The sequence below is a fragment of the Janibacter sp. CFPM2_SD2 genome (assembly GCF_057364645.1).
Window position 1 is genome coordinate 12,522 of record NZ_JBNFOF010000015.1, and the last position, 16,351, is coordinate 28,872.

The following is a 16,351-nucleotide window of genomic DNA, read 5'->3' on the forward strand; positions in this document are numbered from 1 at the left end:
GCGAAGGGGGCCGACCACCTCGACGGTGGTCGGCCCCCTTCGCGTGGTGCCGGGGCAATCAGCCCTTGGCGGCCGCCTTGAGGGCGCTGCCGGCGGTGAGCTTGGCGGCGTAGCCACCGGGGATGGTCATCTCCTCGCCCGTCTGCGGGTTGCGGCCCTTGCGCTCGGCGCGCTCGACGCGCTCGAGGCTGAAGAAGCCGGGGACGGTGACCTTCTCGCCCTTGGCGACGGAGTCGGACAGGACCGCCTGGAGGGCGGTGATGACCTCGGACGCCGCGGAAGCGGACACGCCAGCCTTCTCGGCGACGGCGCTGGCGAGCTCGGACTTGTTCATAGTGGGATCTCCATCCTTGAAGTTCGTAGGTCGAACAAGGCCAATCAACCACGAAACCGGGGCCTTCGTCGACTTCGCCCACGGCGTGTTTCCCTTGATTTTCCGGCGATCTGTCGCCCGTCGGCCCCTCTGGCCACACCTCTCACGTGCGTCTCGGGGACGACGAAGGGGGTCGCCTCCCTCGCGGGAAGCGACCCCCTTCGGGTCACGAGAGGACGACTCAGACGTCCAGGTCCAGGTCGTCGAGGCGGATGGCCTCGCCGGAGCCGGGACCGAAGACCGGGTAGGCGTACTCGTCGTAGTTGGGCAGCGAGTACATCGCGGCCTTGGCCTCCTCGGTGGGCTCGACCTCCACGTTGCGGTAGCGGGGCAGGCCCGTACCGGCGGGGATCAGCTTGCCGAGGATGACGTTCTCCTTCAGACCAAGCAGCGGGTCCGAGCGGCCCTCCATCGCGGCCTCGGTGAGGACACGGGTCGTCTCCTGGAAGGAGGCGGCGGAGAGCCAGGAGTCCGTGGCCAGCGAGGCCTTGGTGATACCCATGAGCTCCGGACGACCCGAGGCCGGGCGACCGCCCTCGGCGACGACGCGACGGTTCTCCGCCTCGAAGCGGGCGCGCTCGGCGAGCATGCCCGGCAGGAGGTTGGCGTCGCCCGACTCGAGGATCGTGATCCGGCGCAGCATCTGCCGGACGATGACCTCGATGTGCTTGTCGTGGATCGACACACCCTGCTGGCGGTAGACCTTCTGGACCTCGTCGACGAGGTGCTTCTGCGCGTGGCGCGGGCCGAGGATGCGCAGGACCTGCTTGGGGTCGATGGCGCCCTGGACCAGCTGGGTGCCGACGGCCACCCGCTCGCCGTCCTCGATGAGCAGGCGCGAACGCTTGCTCACCGGGTAGGCGTGCTCCTCGCCGTCGCGGTCCGCGACGAGCAGGATGCGGCGGCCCTTGTCGGTCTCCTCGATCGTCACGCGGCCGTCGGCCTCGGCGATCGGGGCGACACCCTTGGGGGTGCGCGCCTCGAAGAGCTCGACGACACGCGGCAGACCCTGCGTGATGTCGTCACCGGCCACACCACCGGTGTGGAAGGTACGCATCGTCAGCTGGGTGCCGGGCTCACCGATCGACTGGGCCGCGATGATGCCGACGGCCTCGCCGATGTCGACGAGCTGGCCGGTCGCCAGGCTGCGGCCGTAGCACTTGGCGCAGGTGCCGACCTTGGACTCACAGGTGAGGACCGAGCGGATCTTCACCTCGTCGACGCCGGCCTTGTAGAGCTTGTCGATGACGACGTCACCGAGGTCGGACCCGGCCTCGGCGAGGACGGCGCCCTCGTGCTCGACGTCGGCGGCGACGCAGCGCGCGTAGACGGTGAACTCGACGTCGTCGTGCTTGCGGCGGGTGCCGGTCAGCTCGTCGAACTGGGCGATCGGCATGGTCAGACCACGCTCGGTGCCGCAGTCGTCCTCGCGGATGATGACGTCCTGCGAGACGTCGACGAGACGACGCGTCAGGTAGCCGGAGTCGGCGGTACGAAGGGCGGTGTCGGCCAGACCCTTGCGCGCACCGTGCGTCGAGATGAAGAACTCGACGACGGAGAGACCCTCACGGAAGTTCGTGCGGATCGGGCGCGGGATGATCTCGCCCTTCGGGTTGGCCATGAGGCCTCGCATACCGGCGATCTGGCGCAGCTGGAACCAGTTACCACGGGCACCCGAGTTGACCATGCGGAAGATCGGGTTGTCCTTGGGGAAGTTGGCCTGCATCTCCGCGGAGACCTCGTTGGTCGCCTGGGTCCAGATCTCGATCTGCTCCTGACGACGCTCGTCGTCGGTGATCAGACCGCGCTCGTACTGCTTCTGGACCTTGGTGGCCTTCTCCTCGTAGGTCGCGAGGATCTCCGGCTTGCGCGGCGGCGTGACGACGTCGGAGACGGCGACCGTCGTGCCCGAGCGGGAGGCCCAGTGGTAACCGGCCTCCTTGAGGGCGTCGAGCGATGCCGCGACCTCGACCTTGGTGTAGCGCTCGGCGAGGTCGTTGACGATCGTCGACAGACGCTTGCGGTCGACCGGCTCGTTGACGAAGGGGTAGTCCTCCGGCAGCGTCTCGTTGAAGAGCGCGCGGCCGAGGGTGGTCTCCGCCGTCCACGTCGCGAGCATGCCGCGCTCGTCGAGCTCGGCACCCTCGGGCACCGCGTCGCCGGTCGGCAGCACGACGTCGTTGAGCCGCACCTTGATCGGCGTGCCGATCTTGATCTCGCCGGCGTCGAAGGCCATGCGGGCCTCCGCCGTCGTCGCGAAGGCGCGACGGTGCTCGGTCTCGAGGGCCACCTCGGAGGTGAGGTGGAAGAGACCGATGACCATGTCCTGCGTCGGCATGGTGACGGGGCGACCGTCGGCCGGCTTGAGGATGTTGTTGCTCGAGAGCATGAGGATCCGGGCCTCGGCCTGGGCCTCCGCGCTCAGCGGCAGGTGGACGGCCATCTGGTCACCGTCGAAGTCGGCGTTGAAGGCCGTGCAGACGAGCGGGTGGATCTGGATGGCCTTGCCCTCGACGAGCTGCGGCTCGAAGGCCTGGATGCCCAGACGGTGCAGCGTGGGCGCACGGTTGAGCAGCACCGGGTGCTCGGTGATGACCTCTTCGAGGACATCCCACACGACGGAGCGCTGACGCTCGACCATGCGCTTGGCCGACTTGATGTTCTGGGCGTGGTCGAGGTCGACGAGCCGCTTCATGACGAAGGGCTTGAAGAGCTCGAGCGCCATCGCCTTGGGCAGACCGCACTGGTGCAGCTTCAGCTGCGGGCCGACGACGATGACCGAACGGCCCGAGTAGTCGACGCGCTTGCCGAGGAGGTTCTGACGGAAGCGACCCTGCTTGCCCTTGAGCATGTCGGACAGCGACTTCAGCGGGCGGTTGCCCGGGCCGGTGACCGCACGACCGCGACGACCGTTGTCGAAGAGGTTGTCGACGGCCTCCTGCAGCATCCGCTTCTCGTTGTTGACGATGATCTCGGGAGCACCGAGGTCGAGCAGTCGCTTGAGGCGGTTGTTGCGGTTGATGACCCGGCGGTAGAGGTCGTTGAGGTCGGAGGTCGCGAAGCGGCCACCGTCGAGCTGGACCATCGGGCGCAGGTCCGGGGGGATGACCGGGACCGCGTCGAGGACCATGCCGGCGGGCTTGTTGTCCGTGGTGAGGAAGGCCGTGACGACCTTGAGGCGCTTGAGGGCGCGGGTCTTCTTCTGACCCTTGCCCGTCGCGATGATCTCGCGCAGCTTCTCGACCTCGGCCTCGAGGTCGAAGGTCTCGAGGCGCTTCTGGATCGCCGCGGCACCCATGCCGCCCTCGAAGTACAGACCGAAGCGGTCACGCATCTCGCGGTAGAGGACCTCGTCGCCCTCGAGGTCCTGGACCTTGAGGTTCTTGAAGCGGTCCCAGACCTGGGAGAGGCGCTCGACCTGCTGGTCGGCGCGCTTGCGGATCTGGTTCATCTCGCGCTCGGCGGAGTCGCGGACCTTGCGCTTGGCGTCGGACTTGGCGCCCTCGGCCTCGAGCTCGGCGATGTCCTTCTCGAGCTTCTGCGTGCGGGTCTCGACGTCGGCGTCGCGACGGTTCTCGAGCTCACGCTTCTCGGCCTCGATCTGCGCCTCGAGCGAGGGCAGGTCGCTGTGACGCTGGTCCTCGTCGACGCTCGTGATCATGTAGGCGGCGAAGTAGATGACCTTCTCGAGGTCCTTCGGCGCCAGGTCGAGCAGGTAGCCCAGACGGCTCGGGACACCCTTGAAGTACCAGATGTGGGTGACGGGGGCGGCGAGCTCGATGTGGCCCATCCGCTCACGACGCACGCCGGCGCGGGTGACCTCGACGCCGCAGCGCTCGCAGATGATCCCCTTGAAGCGGACGCGCTTGTACTTGCCGCAGGAGCACTCCCAGTCCCGGGTGGGGCCGAAGATCCGCTCGCAGAACAGGCCCTCCTTCTCGGGCTTGAGGGTGCGGTAGTTGATGGTCTCGGGCTTCTTGACCTCGCCGTGGCTCCACGTACGGATGTCCTCCGCGGTGGCCAGGCCGATGCGCAACTCGTCGAAGAAGTTGACGTCCAGCACTGTGTGCTTCCTTCTCTCGTTCTCTCGAGGATGACTCTCGATAAGTTCAGTTGCCCTGGGGCGACCGGGGTCGCCCTGCGGGCTTGTGGGGGGCCGGAGCCGGGGACCGCCGACCGGTCAGGTCGGCGGACCCCCGGGACTCAGACCTCCTCGACGCTGCTCGGCTCGCGCCGGGACAGGTCGATACCAAGCTCCTCCGCGGCGCGGAAGACATCGTCCTCGTTGTCGCGCATCTCGATGGTGCCGCCCTCGGAGTTGAGGACCTCCACGTTGAGGCAGAGGGACTGCATCTCCTTGATGAGCACCTTGAAGGACTCCGGGATCCCCGGCTCGGGGATGTTGTCGCCCTTGACGATGGCCTCGTAGACCTTGACGCGACCGGTCACGTCGTCGGACTTGATCGTCAGCAGCTCCTGGAGCGCGTAGGAGGCGCCGTAGGCCTCGAGGGCCCACACCTCCATCTCGCCGAAGCGCTGGCCACCGAACTGGGCCTTACCACCCAGCGGCTGCTGCGTGATCATCGAGTACGGCCCCGTGCTGCGGGCGTGGATCTTGTCGTCCACGAGGTGGTGCAGCTTGAGGATGTACATGTAGCCGACGGACACCGGGTCCGGGTACGGCTCGCCGGTGCGGCCGTCGAAGAGGTTGGCCTTGCCGGAGCGGTCGATGAGCCGGACGCCGTCGCGGGTCGGGGTCGTCGAGTCGAGCAGACCGGTGATCTCCTCCTCGCGCGCACCGTCGAAGACGGGGCTCGCGACGCGCGTGTTGGCCGGGGCCTGGCGCGCGTCCTCGGGGATCATCTCGGCCCACTCGGGCTCGCCCTCGATCTGCCAGCCGCGGCTGCAGCCCAGCCGAGGTGCAGCTCGAGGATCTGACCGATGTTCATTCGACCGGGGACACCGAGCGGGTTGAGCACGACGTCGACCGGCGTGCCGTCCTCGAGGAAGGGCATGTCCTCGACGGGCAGGATCTTGGAGATGACGCCCTTGTTGCCGTGACGGCCGGCGAGCTTGTCACCGTCGGTGATCTTGCGCTTGTTGGCCACGTAGACGCGGACCAGCTGGTTGACGCCCGGGGGCAGCTCGTCGCCCTCGTCCTTGTCGAAGACCTTGACGCCGATGACCGTGCCGGTCTCGCCGTGCGGGACCTTCATGGACGTGTCGCGGACCTCGCGCGCCTTCTCGCCGAAGATGGCGCGCAGCAGGCGCTCCTCCGGGGTCAGCTCGGTCTCACCCTTGGGCGTGACCTTGCCGACGAGCAGGTCGCCGTCGCGGACCTCGGCACCGATGCGGATGATGCCGCGCTCGTCGAGGTCGGCGAGGACCTCCTCCGAGACGTTGGGGATGTCGCGGGTGATCTCCTCGGGGCCCAGCTTGGTGTCGCGGGCGTCGACCTCGTGCTCCTCGATGTGGATCGAGGAGAGGACGTCGTCCTGCACCAGGCGCTGGCTGAGGATGATCGCGTCCTCGTAGTTGTAGCCCTCCCACGGCATGAAGGCCACGAGCAGGTTGCGCCCGAGGCCATCTCGCCGCCGTCGGTCGCGGGACCGTCGGCGATCAGCTGGCCGGCCTCGACACGGTCGCCCTCGGAGACCATGACGCGCTGGTTGTAGCTGTTGCCCTGGTTGGACCGGGAGAACTTCATCATCTTGTACGAGCGCGAGCCGCCCTCGTCGTGGGTGACCGTGACCAGGTCCGCGGAGACCTCGGTGACGACACCGGCCTTCTCCGCACGCACGACGTCACCGGAGTCGAGCGCCGCGCGGTACTCCATGCCGGTCCCGACGAAGGGGGCCTCGGCCTGGACGAGCGGCACGGCCTGACGCTGCATGTTGGCGCCCATGAGCGCGCGGTTGGCGTCGTCGTGCTCGAGGAAGGGGATCATCGCGGTCGCGGCCGAGACCATCTGGCGCGGCGAGACGTCCATGTAGTCAACGTCCTCGGCCGGGATCTGGTCGACCTCGCCACCCTTGGTGCGGGCGAGGACGCGCTCCTCGGCGAAGGTGCCGTCGTCGAGGAGGACGGCGTTGGCCTGGGCCACGATGACCTTGTCCTCCTCGTCCGCGGAGACGTAGACGATCTCGTCGGTGACGCGACCGTCGACGACCTTGCGGTACGGGGTCTCGATGAAGCCGAAGGCGTTGATCCGCCCGTAGCTCGCGAGCGAGCCGATCAGACCGATGTTGGGACCCTCAGGGGTCTCGATCGGGCACATGCGGCCGTAGTGCGACGGGTGGACGTCACGGACCTCCATCTGGGCACGGTCACGGGAGATACCGCCCGGGCCCAGCGCGTTGAGACGACGCTTGTGCGTCAGACCCGACAGCGGGTTGTTCTGGTCCATGAACTGCGACAGCTGGCTGGTGCCGAAGAACTCCTTGATGGAGGCGACGACCGGCCGGATGTTGATCAGCGTCTGCGGCGTGATGGCCTCGACGTCCTGCGTCGTCATCCGCTCGCGCACGACGCGCTCCATCCGGGACAGGCCCGTGCGGACCTGGTTCTGGATGAGCTCGCCGACGCTGCGCAGGCGACGGTTGCCGAAGTGGTCGATGTCGTCGGTCTCGACGGGCACCTCGAAGGGCTCGCCGTCGCGCGTCCCCGGCAGGGTCGGCTGGTCGGCGTGCAGCGCCACGAGGTACTTCAGCGTCGCGACGATGTCGTCGAGCGTGAGCACCGAGGCGTCGAGCTCGGCCTCGACACCCAGCTTGCGGTTGACCTTGTAGCGGCCGACCTTGGCCAGGTCGTAGCGCTTGGGGTTGAAGTAGAGGTTGTCGAGCAGGTTCTGCGCGGCCTCGCGGGTCGGCGGCTCGCCGGGGCGCAGCTTGCGGTAGATGTCGAGCAGGGCGGCGTCCTGGTCCTCGACGGTGTCCTTCTCGAGGTGGCGCGCATCGACTCGTAGTCGCCGAACTCCTCGAGGATCTCGGCGGAGGTCATGCCCAGGGCCTTGAGCAGGACGGTGACCGACTGCTTGCGCTTGCGGTCGACGCGCACGCCGACCATGTCGCGCTTGTCGACCTCGAACTCGAGCCAGGCACCCCGGCTGGGGATGACCTTGGCCGAGTAGATGTCCTTGTCGGACGTCTTGTCGGGCGTGCGCTCGAAGTAGACGCCCGGGCTGCGGACGAGCTGCGAGACGACGACGCGCTCGGTGCCGTTGATGATGAAGGTGCCGCGCTCGGTCATGAGCGGGAAGTCACCCATGAAGACCGTCTGGCTCTTGATCTCGCCGGTCTCGGCGTTCATGAACTCGGCGGTGACGAAGAGGGGCGCGGAGTAGGTCTGGTCGCGCTCCTTGCAGTCGTCGACGGAGTACTTCGGCTCCTCGAAGCGGCTCTCCCGGAAGGAGAGGCTCATCGAGCCGGAGAAGTCCTCGATCGGGGAGATCTCCTCGAAGATCTCCTCCAGCCCCGGGTGCTCCGGGACATCGCGTCGACCAGCGTCGAGAGCCTCAGCGAGACGCTCCTGCCACTTCTCGTTGCCGAGGAGCCAGTCGAAGCTCTCGGTCTGGAGGGCCAGGAGGTCTGGGACCTCGAGCGGCTCGCGGATCTTCGCGAAGGACAGACGGCCACTGGCCGTCCGTGCGGTGGACATCGGGGAAGCGGTGCGCGAGGCAGCCAAGGATGGATCCTTCCACGGGCCTGAGAGTCGGGCGGTGCCACCAGGTCCGGACCATCACCTGACGGGGGGCTCGACACACCTCGGAGAAGAGGGGATTGGAGCGATCCGACCGGGCGACGACAGGAACAAGGCAGCGCAAAGCGACAGCGTAATGCACAAACACACAAGTGTCCAACCCGGTCGAGCCGACGGCTCGACGGTGGTCCACGGCCCGCCTCCCGCAGAAGCGGTGGGGCCGGATCAATCGACGCCATGAGGATGGACGACACGGCAGCCGACGTCAAGGCTGTCTCCCGGCGGGTCGCGAAGGGGGCCGGCGCACGAGGGGCGGGGACCCCCCTTCGCCCGGTCCCCCTAGGGTGGGGCCATGGACCTGCGCAAGATCCGCCGCCGACGCCGGCGGCTCGAGGTGCAGCGCACCGTGCGCCGCGCCGCCGGAGCCGCGCTCGCCACCCAGCTCCTCACTGCCGCAGGGCTGCTCGTCTTCGACAGCCAGCGGCGCAAGGACCGCCCGGACAAGGAGTTCCCCCACCGTCACGGCGGACCGGTGCCCGTCCCCGGCGGCGACGTGCGCATCTACACCTTCGGCGAGAACCTCTTCGAGGACATGCTCGCGGACATCGAGGCGGCCACCGAACGGATCTACCTCGAGACCTACATCTGGAAGGGCGACGCGACCGGTGAGCGCTTCCGCAAGGCCCTCACCGACGCGCACGCGCGCGGCGTGCAGATCTACGTCGTCTACGACACCTTCGCCAACCTCGTGGTCCCCCGCGACTTCTTCCGGCAGCTGCCCGAGGGCATCCACGTCAACCGCCACCCGCTCGTCACCGGCGGGGTGGCCTTCCTCAGCCCGCGACACTGGGGGCGCAACCACCGCAAGCTGCTCGTCGTCGACGACACCGCCGCCTACCTCGGCGGCTACAACATCGGCCAGGACTACGCCAACCGCTGGCGCGACACCCACGCCCGCTACTCCGGGGAGATGGTCGTCGAGCTCGAGAACGCCTTCGTCGACTACTGGAACCTCTACGGCGGGCGCCCGGAGCTGCCCCAGCCGCGCCGGCGCACGTGGAGCCGGGACATGCGCGTGCACCGCAACATGCCGGCCGAAATGGTCTACCCGATCCGCAACATGTACCTCGAGGCGATCGACCGGGCCAGCACGCGCGTCTGGCTGACGACGGCCTATCTCATCCCCGACGACGCCTTCGTCCGCAGCCTCGTCAACGCCGCCGGCCGCGGGGTCGACGTGCGCGTCATCGTCCCCCACTTCAGCAACCACATCGTCGCCGACTGGCTCAGCCGTGCCCGCTACGAGCGGCTGCTGCGCGGCGGCGTGCGGCTGCTGCGCTTCGAAAATGCCATGGTGCACGCCAAGACCGCGACGATCGACGGCCTGTGGTCGACGATCGGCACCGCCAACATCGACCGGCTGAGCCTCGCCGGCAACTACGAGATGAACATGGAGATCCTCGACGCGGACGTCGCCGCCCGGATGGAGGAGATCTTCGCCCTCGACTCCGGAAACTGCACCGAGCTGACCCTCGACGAGTGGACCCGGCGCCCGCTGATCAGCAGGGTCACCGAGGGCATCCTCTCCCCCTGGCGCCCGCTGCTCTGACGAGTCCAGCGCACGACGAAGGGCGGGTCGCACCAGATGGTGCGACCCGCCCTTCGGCAGATCAGTGCTCGTCAGTGACGAGCCGAGATCACTTGAGCTCGACGGTGGCGCCGGCGCCTCGAGGGCCTCCTTGGCCTTCTCCGCGGCGTCCTTGTCGACCTTCTCGAGGACGGGCTTGGGGGCGCCGTCGACGAGGTCCTTGGCCTCCTTGAGGCCGAGGCTCGTGAGCGCGCGGACCTCCTTGATGACCTGGATCTTCTTGTCGCCGGCCGCGGCGAGGATGACGTCGAACTCGTCCTGCTCGGCGGCGGCGTCGCCACCGGCGTCGCCACCGGCGGCCGGGGCGGCACCCGCGACGGCAACCGGGGCCGCGGCGGTGACCTCGAAGGTCTCCTCGAACTGCTTCACGAACTCGGAGAGCTCGATGAGGGTCATCTCCTTGAAGGCCTCAAGGAGCTCGTCGGTGCTGAGCTTCGCCATGATGGGCGTCCTTTCTCGAAAAAACGTGTGTGCCGAAAGTGGCGGGGTCGTGCAGTGGCCGGAGGCGGGTGCCTCAGGCCTCGTCGCCACCCTCGGGGGTGGTCTCGGTGGAGGCGTCGGCCTCGGCGGCCGGCTCCTCGGTCTCCGCAGCGGGGGCGTCGGTCGCGACCGGGCCCTGCTCCTCGACCTTCGCGCGCAGCGCGTCGACGACGCGAGCCGTCTGCGCGAGCGGCGCGTTGAAGAGGTACGCGGCCTGGGTGAGCTGGGCCTTCATGGCGCCAGCCAGCTTGCCCAGGAGAACCTCGCGGGACTCGAGCTTCGCGAGCTTGTCGATCTCCTCCGGCGTGAGCGGGTTCCCGTCGAGGATTCCGCCCTTGATCACCAGGAGGGGGTTGTCCTTGGCGAAGTCACGCAGACCCTTGGCAGCCTCGACGGGGTCGCCCTCGACGAAGGCGATCGCGTTGGGGCCGACGAGCTGGCCCTCGAAGGCGGACTCGATGCCCGCCTCCTTGGCAGCGCGCTCGGTCAGCGTGTTCTTCACCACGGAGTAGGTGGCGTTGCCACGGAGCTTGCTGCGCAGCTCGCCGAGCTGCGCCACGGTCAGACCGCGGTACTCCGTGATCACGGCCGCGCTGGAGCTGCGGAACTTCTCCGCGAGCTCGGCGATGGCGGCGTCCTTCTGGGGGTTCGCCATGCGGGCCTCCCTTCTCGTGTGGTGCCACCGGGGCCCGGAACGAGAAAAGGAGCCCCGGCGCAGGCACGGGACTCCGGCACGCACGTCACGAGGACGGGTGCGAATCAGGTGGCCTGCGCGGGTCGCCCGCTCTCGCGGAACCTTCAGTCACGATCACGTGGATCACGACAACCGGCGGTCAGTGGTCGTGGACAACGGTACGGCAGGTGGGCCCGGTGTCCAAATCGCGGCCGGCGGGCCGGCCCCATCGCCTCGGCCCCACCCTGCCGCGGCATGACGAAGGGGGGCGCCTCCCTCGCGGGACGCGCCCCCCTTCGTGGCTGCAGCCTCGGATCACTCCGCGGCGGGAACCTCGTCGGCGGCCACCGGGGTGGACTCCTCGAGGAGGTTCTTGACCCGCGAGCTGTCGAGCTGGATGCCGGGGCCCATGGTCGTGCTCAGCACGGCCTTGGTGATGTAGCGGCCCTTGGAGGCAGACGGCTTGAGACGCAGGATCTCGTCGAGCGCGGTCTGGTAGTTCTCCACGAGCGCCTTCTCGTCGAAGCTCGCCTTGCCGATGATGAAGTGCAGGTTGGCGTGCTTGTCGTTGCGGAACTCGATCTTGCCGCCCTTGATGTCGGCGACGGCCTTGGCCGTGTCCATCGTGACGGTGCCCGTCTTGGGGTTGGGCATGAGGCCACGGGGACCGAGGACCTTGCCGAGACGACCGACCTTGCCCATGAGGTCCGGGGTGGCGACGACGGCGTCGAAGTCCATCCAGCCGCCCTGGACCTTCTCGAGCATGTCGTCGGACCCGACGAAGTCGGCGCCGGCCGCACGGGCGGCGTCGGCCTTGTCGCCGTTGGCGAAGACGAGGACGCGGGCGGTCTTGCCCGTGCCGTGCGGGAGGTTGACCGTGCCGCGGACCATCTGGTCGGCCTTGCGGGGGTCGATGCCGAGTCGGAAGACGACCTCGACGGTCTCGTCGTAGGACTTCTTCGCGCCCTCCTTGGCGAGGCGGACGGCCTCGAGGGGGGCGTAGGCGAGGTCGCGGTCGATCTTGTCGGCTGCGGCGCGGTAGCTCTTGCTGCGCTTCATGCGTGCTCCTTGGTGGTGGTGGAGGTGTGGTGCGGGCCAGCGCGTGGCCCTCCCACGGGTCGGGCTCAGATACCCGGGGTCTCGATGCCCATCTGGCGGGCGGTGCCGGCGATGATCTTCATCGCGGCGTCGATGTCGTTGGCGTTGAGGTCGGGCATCTTGGTCTGCGCGATCTCACGCACCTGGTCGGGGGTGAGGGAGCCGACCTTGACCTTGTGCGGCTCGCCCGAGGCCTTCTTCAGGCCAGCGGCCTTCTTGATCAGCTCGGCGGCCGGCGGGGTCTTCGTGATGAAGGTGAAGGAGCGGTCTTCGTAGACCGTGATCTCGACCGGCACGACGTTGCCGCGCATGTCCGCCGTGGCGTCGTTGTACGCCTTGACGAACTCCATGATGTTGACGCCGTGCTGACCCAGCGCCGGACCGACCGGCGGGGCGGGGGTGGCGGCACCAGCCTGGATCTGCAGCTTGATGTAGCCGGAGACCTTCTTCTTGGGGGGCATGCGGTGTTCCTACTTCCTGTGTTGTGGGCCCACGCCGTGGGCGATGACCCGGTTGCAGATGTGCCGCCGGTCGGCGGCACTGGACCATCAGATCTTCGCGACCTGGTGGAAGCCGAGCTCGACCGGGGTCTCCCGGCCGAAGATGGAGACGAGGACCTTGAGCTTCTGGCTCTCGGGGAGGATCTCGGAGATCGTCGCCGGCATGGTCTCGAAGGGGCCGTCCATGACGGTGACCGACTCGCCGATCTCGAAGTCGACGTCGACCGCGGTGGCCGGCGCGACGCCGTCCTGGGCCGGGGCCGCACCCGCGGCGGCCGGGGCGGCGGGCTTCTCGAGGTCGGCCGGCTTGATCATCGTGAAGACCTCGTCGAGGCTCAGCGGCACCGGGTCGTGCGCGTTGCCGACGAAGCCGGTGACGCCCGGGGTGTGCCGCACTGCGCCCCACGACTCGTCCGTCAGGTCCATGCGGACGAGGACGTAGCCGGGCATGCGCGGCTGCTTGCGCACCTTCTTCTGGCCGGACTTGATCTCGGTGACCTCGTCGATCGTGACGGCCACCTCGAAGATGTAGTCCTCCATGTCGAGGTTGGCGACACGCGTCTCGAGGTTGTGCTTCACGCGGTTCTCGTAGCCCGCGTAGGTGTGGATGACGTACCAGTCGCCGAACTTGCCGGCGAGGTCGTCCTTGAAGGCCTGGACCGGGTCGGCGCTGTCCTCGGGCAGGACGTCGCCGTCCTCGTCGGCGGCGGCCGCGGTCGGCTCGTCGGCGACCTGCTCGTCGTCGGCCTGCTCGGCAGCGGCCTCCTCGAGGGCCTCGTCGGCGGCGCGGGCGTCGTCCGCGTCCTGGGCCGAAGGGAGGTCCGCCGGCGGCTGCGCAGCGTGCTCGGCCTGCTCGGCGGCGATGACGCTCGAGGTGCCCTCGGTGTCCTGGGACTCGGGGGTCGGGGCCTGCTCGGACATGACCTGTTTCCTCATTTCGACTTCGTACGACGGCGCGGGAGCGCCCGGGATGCGGATCGGTGCGGCGGCGTCAGCCGCCGAACACCCAGAGCACAACCCGGGTGAAGACCGCGTCCAGTCCCGAGACGACGAGCATCATCACGGTGACGAAGACGATCACCACGAGCGTGTAGTTGATCAGCTCGGACCGAGTCGGCCGGACGACCTTGCGGAGCTCGTCGAGCACCTGGGCAAGGAAGAGGCCGATGGACCCGAAGAAGCGAGAGATCGGGTTGCCACCCTTCGGCTCGCGCCGCGCCTTGGTCGGCTGCGCTCCGAGCTGGCTCACGTCGTCTCATCTCCGTCGAGGGGTCTCACCTGGCTGCGCAACGGGTGTCGTGCAACGCAGGGCAGGAGGGACTCGAACCCCCAACCGCCGGTTTTGGAGACCGGTGCTCTACCAATTGAGCCACTGCCCTTCGGGAGGTCGCGTTGGGGGCGATCTCCCGCGGTCGTCCCGGTCCGTCGTCACCGATGTGCGGGCACGCCGGAGAGTCTGGTCCAAGTCAACCGAGGCATCACTGTACGTCACGCAGGCACTGCACCGCGAACCCGCACGAGGTGGAAGACTGTCCGCGTGACTTCGACGCCCGACGCCCGCCCCCTGTCCGACCTCTCCGCCGAGGAGCTGCGCACCCTCGCGCAGACCCAGCGGGAGGCCCACGCGGCCCAGGCCGCGAAGGGCGCCAAGCTGGACGTCACCCGCGGCAAGCCGAGCTCCGCACAGCTCGACCTCGCCGACCCGATGCTCTCCCTCCCTTCGGCCACGACGGACCGCGCCGGGACCGACGTGCGCAACTACGGCGGCCTCTCCGGCCTCACCGAGCTGCGCGAGATCTTCGCCGAGCTCCTCTGGGTCGAGCCGGAGCAGATCGTCGCCGGGGGCAACTCCTCGCTGACGATGATGCGCGACGTCCTCGTCGACCTGCTGCTCTTCGGTGCCATCGACTCCCCCCGCCCGTGGGCGAAGGAGGACAAGGTCACCTTCATCTGCCCGGTCCCCGGCTACGACCGCCACTTCGCCCTGCTCGCGGACCTCGGCATCGAGATGGTGACCGTGCCGATGACGGACGACGGGCCGGATGTCGAGGAGGTCGCCCGCATCGCCGGCTCCGACCCCTCGGTCAAGGGCATGTGGATCGTGCCGACCTATGCCAACCCGACCGGCTCGATCGTCACCCACGAGGTCGCCAGCCGTCTGGCCGGCATGGAGACGGCCGCCCCCGACTTCAAGATCTTCTGGGACAACGCCTACGCGGTGCACCACCTCACCGAGGACGAGGCCAAGAGCGCCGACATCATCACGCTGTGCTCGGGCGCCGGCCACCCGCACCGCACCGTCATGTTCGCCTCGACCTCGAAGATCACCTGGGCGGGCGCGGGCGTGGCCTTCCTCGCCTCGTCCGTGGAGCAGGTCGCCTGGTACCTCGAGCACCTCGGCAAGGGGTCGATCGGGCCCGACAAGGTCAACCAGCTGCGCCACGTCGAGTTCTTCGGCGACGCCGAGGGCGTGCGGGCGCACATGCGCAAGCACGCGGAGATCATCGCGCCGAAGTTCGCCGAGGTCGACCGCGTCCTCACCGAGCGGCTCGGCGGCCTCGGGGTGGCCACGTGGAACCGCCCGACCGGTGGCTACTTCGTCAACCTCGACGTCCTGCCCGGCACCGCCTCGCGCGTCGTCGCCCTCGCCAAGGAGGCCGGCCTCTCGCTCACGCCGGCCGGCGCCTCCTTCCCCCACGGCGACGACCCGCAGGACACCAACATCCGCCTCGCCCCGACGATGCCGCCCATGGCGGAGCTCACCGAGGCGATGGAGACGGTCGCGACCTGCGTCCTGATCGCGGCCGCGGAGCAGCTGGAGACCACCAAGGAGTGATGATGAGCGAGCGCGAGGACCTCGACACCGACCTCACGAGCTACAGCCTCGACGACGAGGACCAGCTGCAGCCCGGCGACAGCCTCATGGGCACGGGGGCGGAGGGCGAGGACGTGCTCGACGCGGGGTACTCCCCGCCCGATTCCCCCCGTGGGTCCTACGCGCACGGGGTGACCGCTGCGGAGCAGGCCGTCGGCGAGACGATCGACGAGCGGCTCAAGCAGGAGGAGCCCGACACCACGTGGTCCGAGGAGGACCCCTCGCGACGCGGCGACGGTCGGGTGGGCGGCGACGACCCCGACGCCATCGCCGCCGAGGACGACTGGATCGGCGACTCCGAGGTCGGCGACGCGCGCGCCGGACGCCTCGTCAGCCCCGACGAGGGCAGCCACGAGGACCACGACGACCAGGCCTGGGGTCGCGACGTCGGCGTCGACGGCGGCGCCGCCTCGGCCGAGGAGGCGGCGGTGCACATCATCGACGGCCGCGACGAGGAGCGGGACTGAGCGCCCCGGCACGGGACCTGCGGGCCCTGCCCAAGGCGCACCTCCACCTGCACTTCACCGGGTCGATGCGCGTCGAGTCGGTCCGGGACCTCGCCGCGGCCCACGGGCTGCGGCTGCCCGACTCCTTCGCTCGGCCTATCCCCCGCGGCTGTCCGCGGCCGACGAGCGCGGCTGGTTCCGCTTCCAGCGGCTCTACGACGCCGCGCGGCACTGCGTGCACGGTGAGGCCGACATGCGGCGCATCGTGCGCGAGGCCGCCCTCGACGACGGCGCCGAGGGGTCGCGCTGGCTCGAGATCCAAGTCGACCCGACGTCCTACGCCGGGCCGGTCGGCGGGATCACGCCCGCGATGGAGATCGTGCTCGACGAGGCCCGGTCGGTGAACGCCACCGCCGACGAGACCGGCTCGGCCCGGGTCGGGGTCGTCATGGCCGCCAGCCGGATCCGGCGACCTCTCGAGGCGCGCACGCTCGCCCGCCTCGCGGCCCGGCTCGCCGACCGCGGGCCCGAGGGGTCCTCGGCTCGGGCTGTCCAACGAC

Annotated in this window: 10 protein-coding genes, 1 tRNA gene and 3 pseudogenes; 4 read left to right on the top strand and 10 right to left on the bottom strand. The window is 69.0% G+C overall.

The annotated features are described in order from the left end of the window. Nucleotides 1-58 precede the first annotated feature (58 nt). The 3 genes and pseudogenes from AC2W7J_RS02775 to rpoB all read right to left on the bottom strand — a co-directional run bounded on the left by AC2W7J_RS02775 (nucleotide 59) and on the right by rpoB (nucleotide 8,029). Nucleotides 59-334, bottom strand: coding sequence for an HU family DNA-binding protein (locus tag AC2W7J_RS02775; RefSeq protein WP_072623754.1), 276 nt, complete (start codon nucleotides 332-334; stop codon nucleotides 59-61). A gap of 220 nt (nucleotides 335-554) precedes the next feature. Beyond that, nucleotides 555-4,436 carry a DNA-directed RNA polymerase subunit beta' gene (locus AC2W7J_RS02780; RefSeq protein WP_303708039.1) on the bottom strand — a complete coding sequence of 1,294 codons (3,882 nt, stop codon included), beginning with the start codon at nucleotides 4,434-4,436 and terminating at the stop codon, nucleotides 555-557. A 140-nt stretch (nucleotides 4,437-4,576) separates the two neighbouring features. Continuing rightward, a pseudogene (gene rpoB / locus AC2W7J_RS02785) lies at nucleotides 4,577-8,029 on the bottom strand (DNA-directed RNA polymerase subunit beta). Between the two features lie 394 nt (nucleotides 8,030-8,423). Here rpoB and AC2W7J_RS02790 point away from each other — a divergent pair. Continuing rightward, entirely contained in the window at nucleotides 8,424-9,680 is a 1,257-nt protein-coding gene (locus AC2W7J_RS02790; RefSeq protein WP_485981387.1) for a phospholipase D-like domain-containing protein, read from the top strand. Nucleotides 9,681-9,768: 88 nt separating this feature from the next. Here AC2W7J_RS02790 and rplL read toward each other — a convergent pair. From rplL to AC2W7J_RS02825, 7 genes and pseudogenes are all read right to left on the bottom strand, one after another. Next, nucleotides 9,769-10,160: pseudogene (gene rplL / locus AC2W7J_RS02795) on the bottom strand (50S ribosomal protein L7/L12). Nucleotides 10,161-10,233: 73 nt separating this feature from the next. Next, a complete protein-coding gene (rplJ, locus tag AC2W7J_RS02800) occupies nucleotides 10,234-10,854 on the bottom strand; it encodes a 50S ribosomal protein L10 (protein ID WP_255185344.1) in 621 nt (206 codons plus the stop codon). Nucleotides 10,855-11,187: 333 nt separating this feature from the next. Further along, entirely contained in the window at nucleotides 11,188-11,931 is a 744-nt protein-coding gene (gene rplA, locus AC2W7J_RS02805; RefSeq protein WP_485981389.1) for a 50S ribosomal protein L1, read from the bottom strand. Between the two features lie 65 nt (nucleotides 11,932-11,996). After that, nucleotides 11,997-12,431, bottom strand: a complete 435-nt coding sequence (gene rplK, locus AC2W7J_RS02810; protein ID WP_255185342.1) for a 50S ribosomal protein L11 — start codon at nucleotides 12,429-12,431, stop codon at nucleotides 11,997-11,999. A gap of 87 nt (nucleotides 12,432-12,518) precedes the next feature. Beyond that, entirely contained in the window at nucleotides 12,519-13,391 is an 873-nt protein-coding gene (nusG, locus tag AC2W7J_RS02815) for a transcription termination/antitermination protein NusG (protein ID WP_255185341.1), read from the bottom strand. Nucleotides 13,392-13,461: 70 nt separating this feature from the next. After that, nucleotides 13,462-13,719: a preprotein translocase subunit SecE gene (gene secE / locus AC2W7J_RS02820; RefSeq protein WP_255185340.1), complete on the bottom strand. Its 258-nt coding sequence runs from the start codon at nucleotides 13,717-13,719 to the stop codon at nucleotides 13,462-13,464. 57 nt (nucleotides 13,720-13,776) lie between these two features. Continuing rightward, a tRNA-Trp gene (locus AC2W7J_RS02825) sits at nucleotides 13,777-13,849 on the bottom strand. Nucleotides 13,850-14,007: 158 nt separating this feature from the next. On the opposite strand from AC2W7J_RS02825, the gene AC2W7J_RS02830 reads away from it, so the two are divergent. The 3 genes and pseudogenes from AC2W7J_RS02830 to AC2W7J_RS02840 form a co-directional block, all read left to right on the top strand. Beyond that, nucleotides 14,008-15,306 (top strand): aspartate aminotransferase type Ic, encoded by a 1,299-nt coding sequence (locus tag AC2W7J_RS02830; RefSeq protein ID WP_485981391.1) that lies wholly within the window; start codon nucleotides 14,008-14,010, stop codon nucleotides 15,304-15,306. 2 nt (nucleotides 15,307-15,308) lie between these two features. Further along, nucleotides 15,309-15,812: a DUF5709 domain-containing protein gene (locus tag AC2W7J_RS02835; RefSeq protein ID WP_427802177.1), complete on the top strand. Its 504-nt coding sequence runs from the start codon at nucleotides 15,309-15,311 to the stop codon at nucleotides 15,810-15,812. Between the two features lie 65 nt (nucleotides 15,813-15,877). Beyond that, nucleotides 15,878-16,351: pseudogene (locus AC2W7J_RS02840) on the top strand (amidohydrolase family protein); the annotation flags it as partial.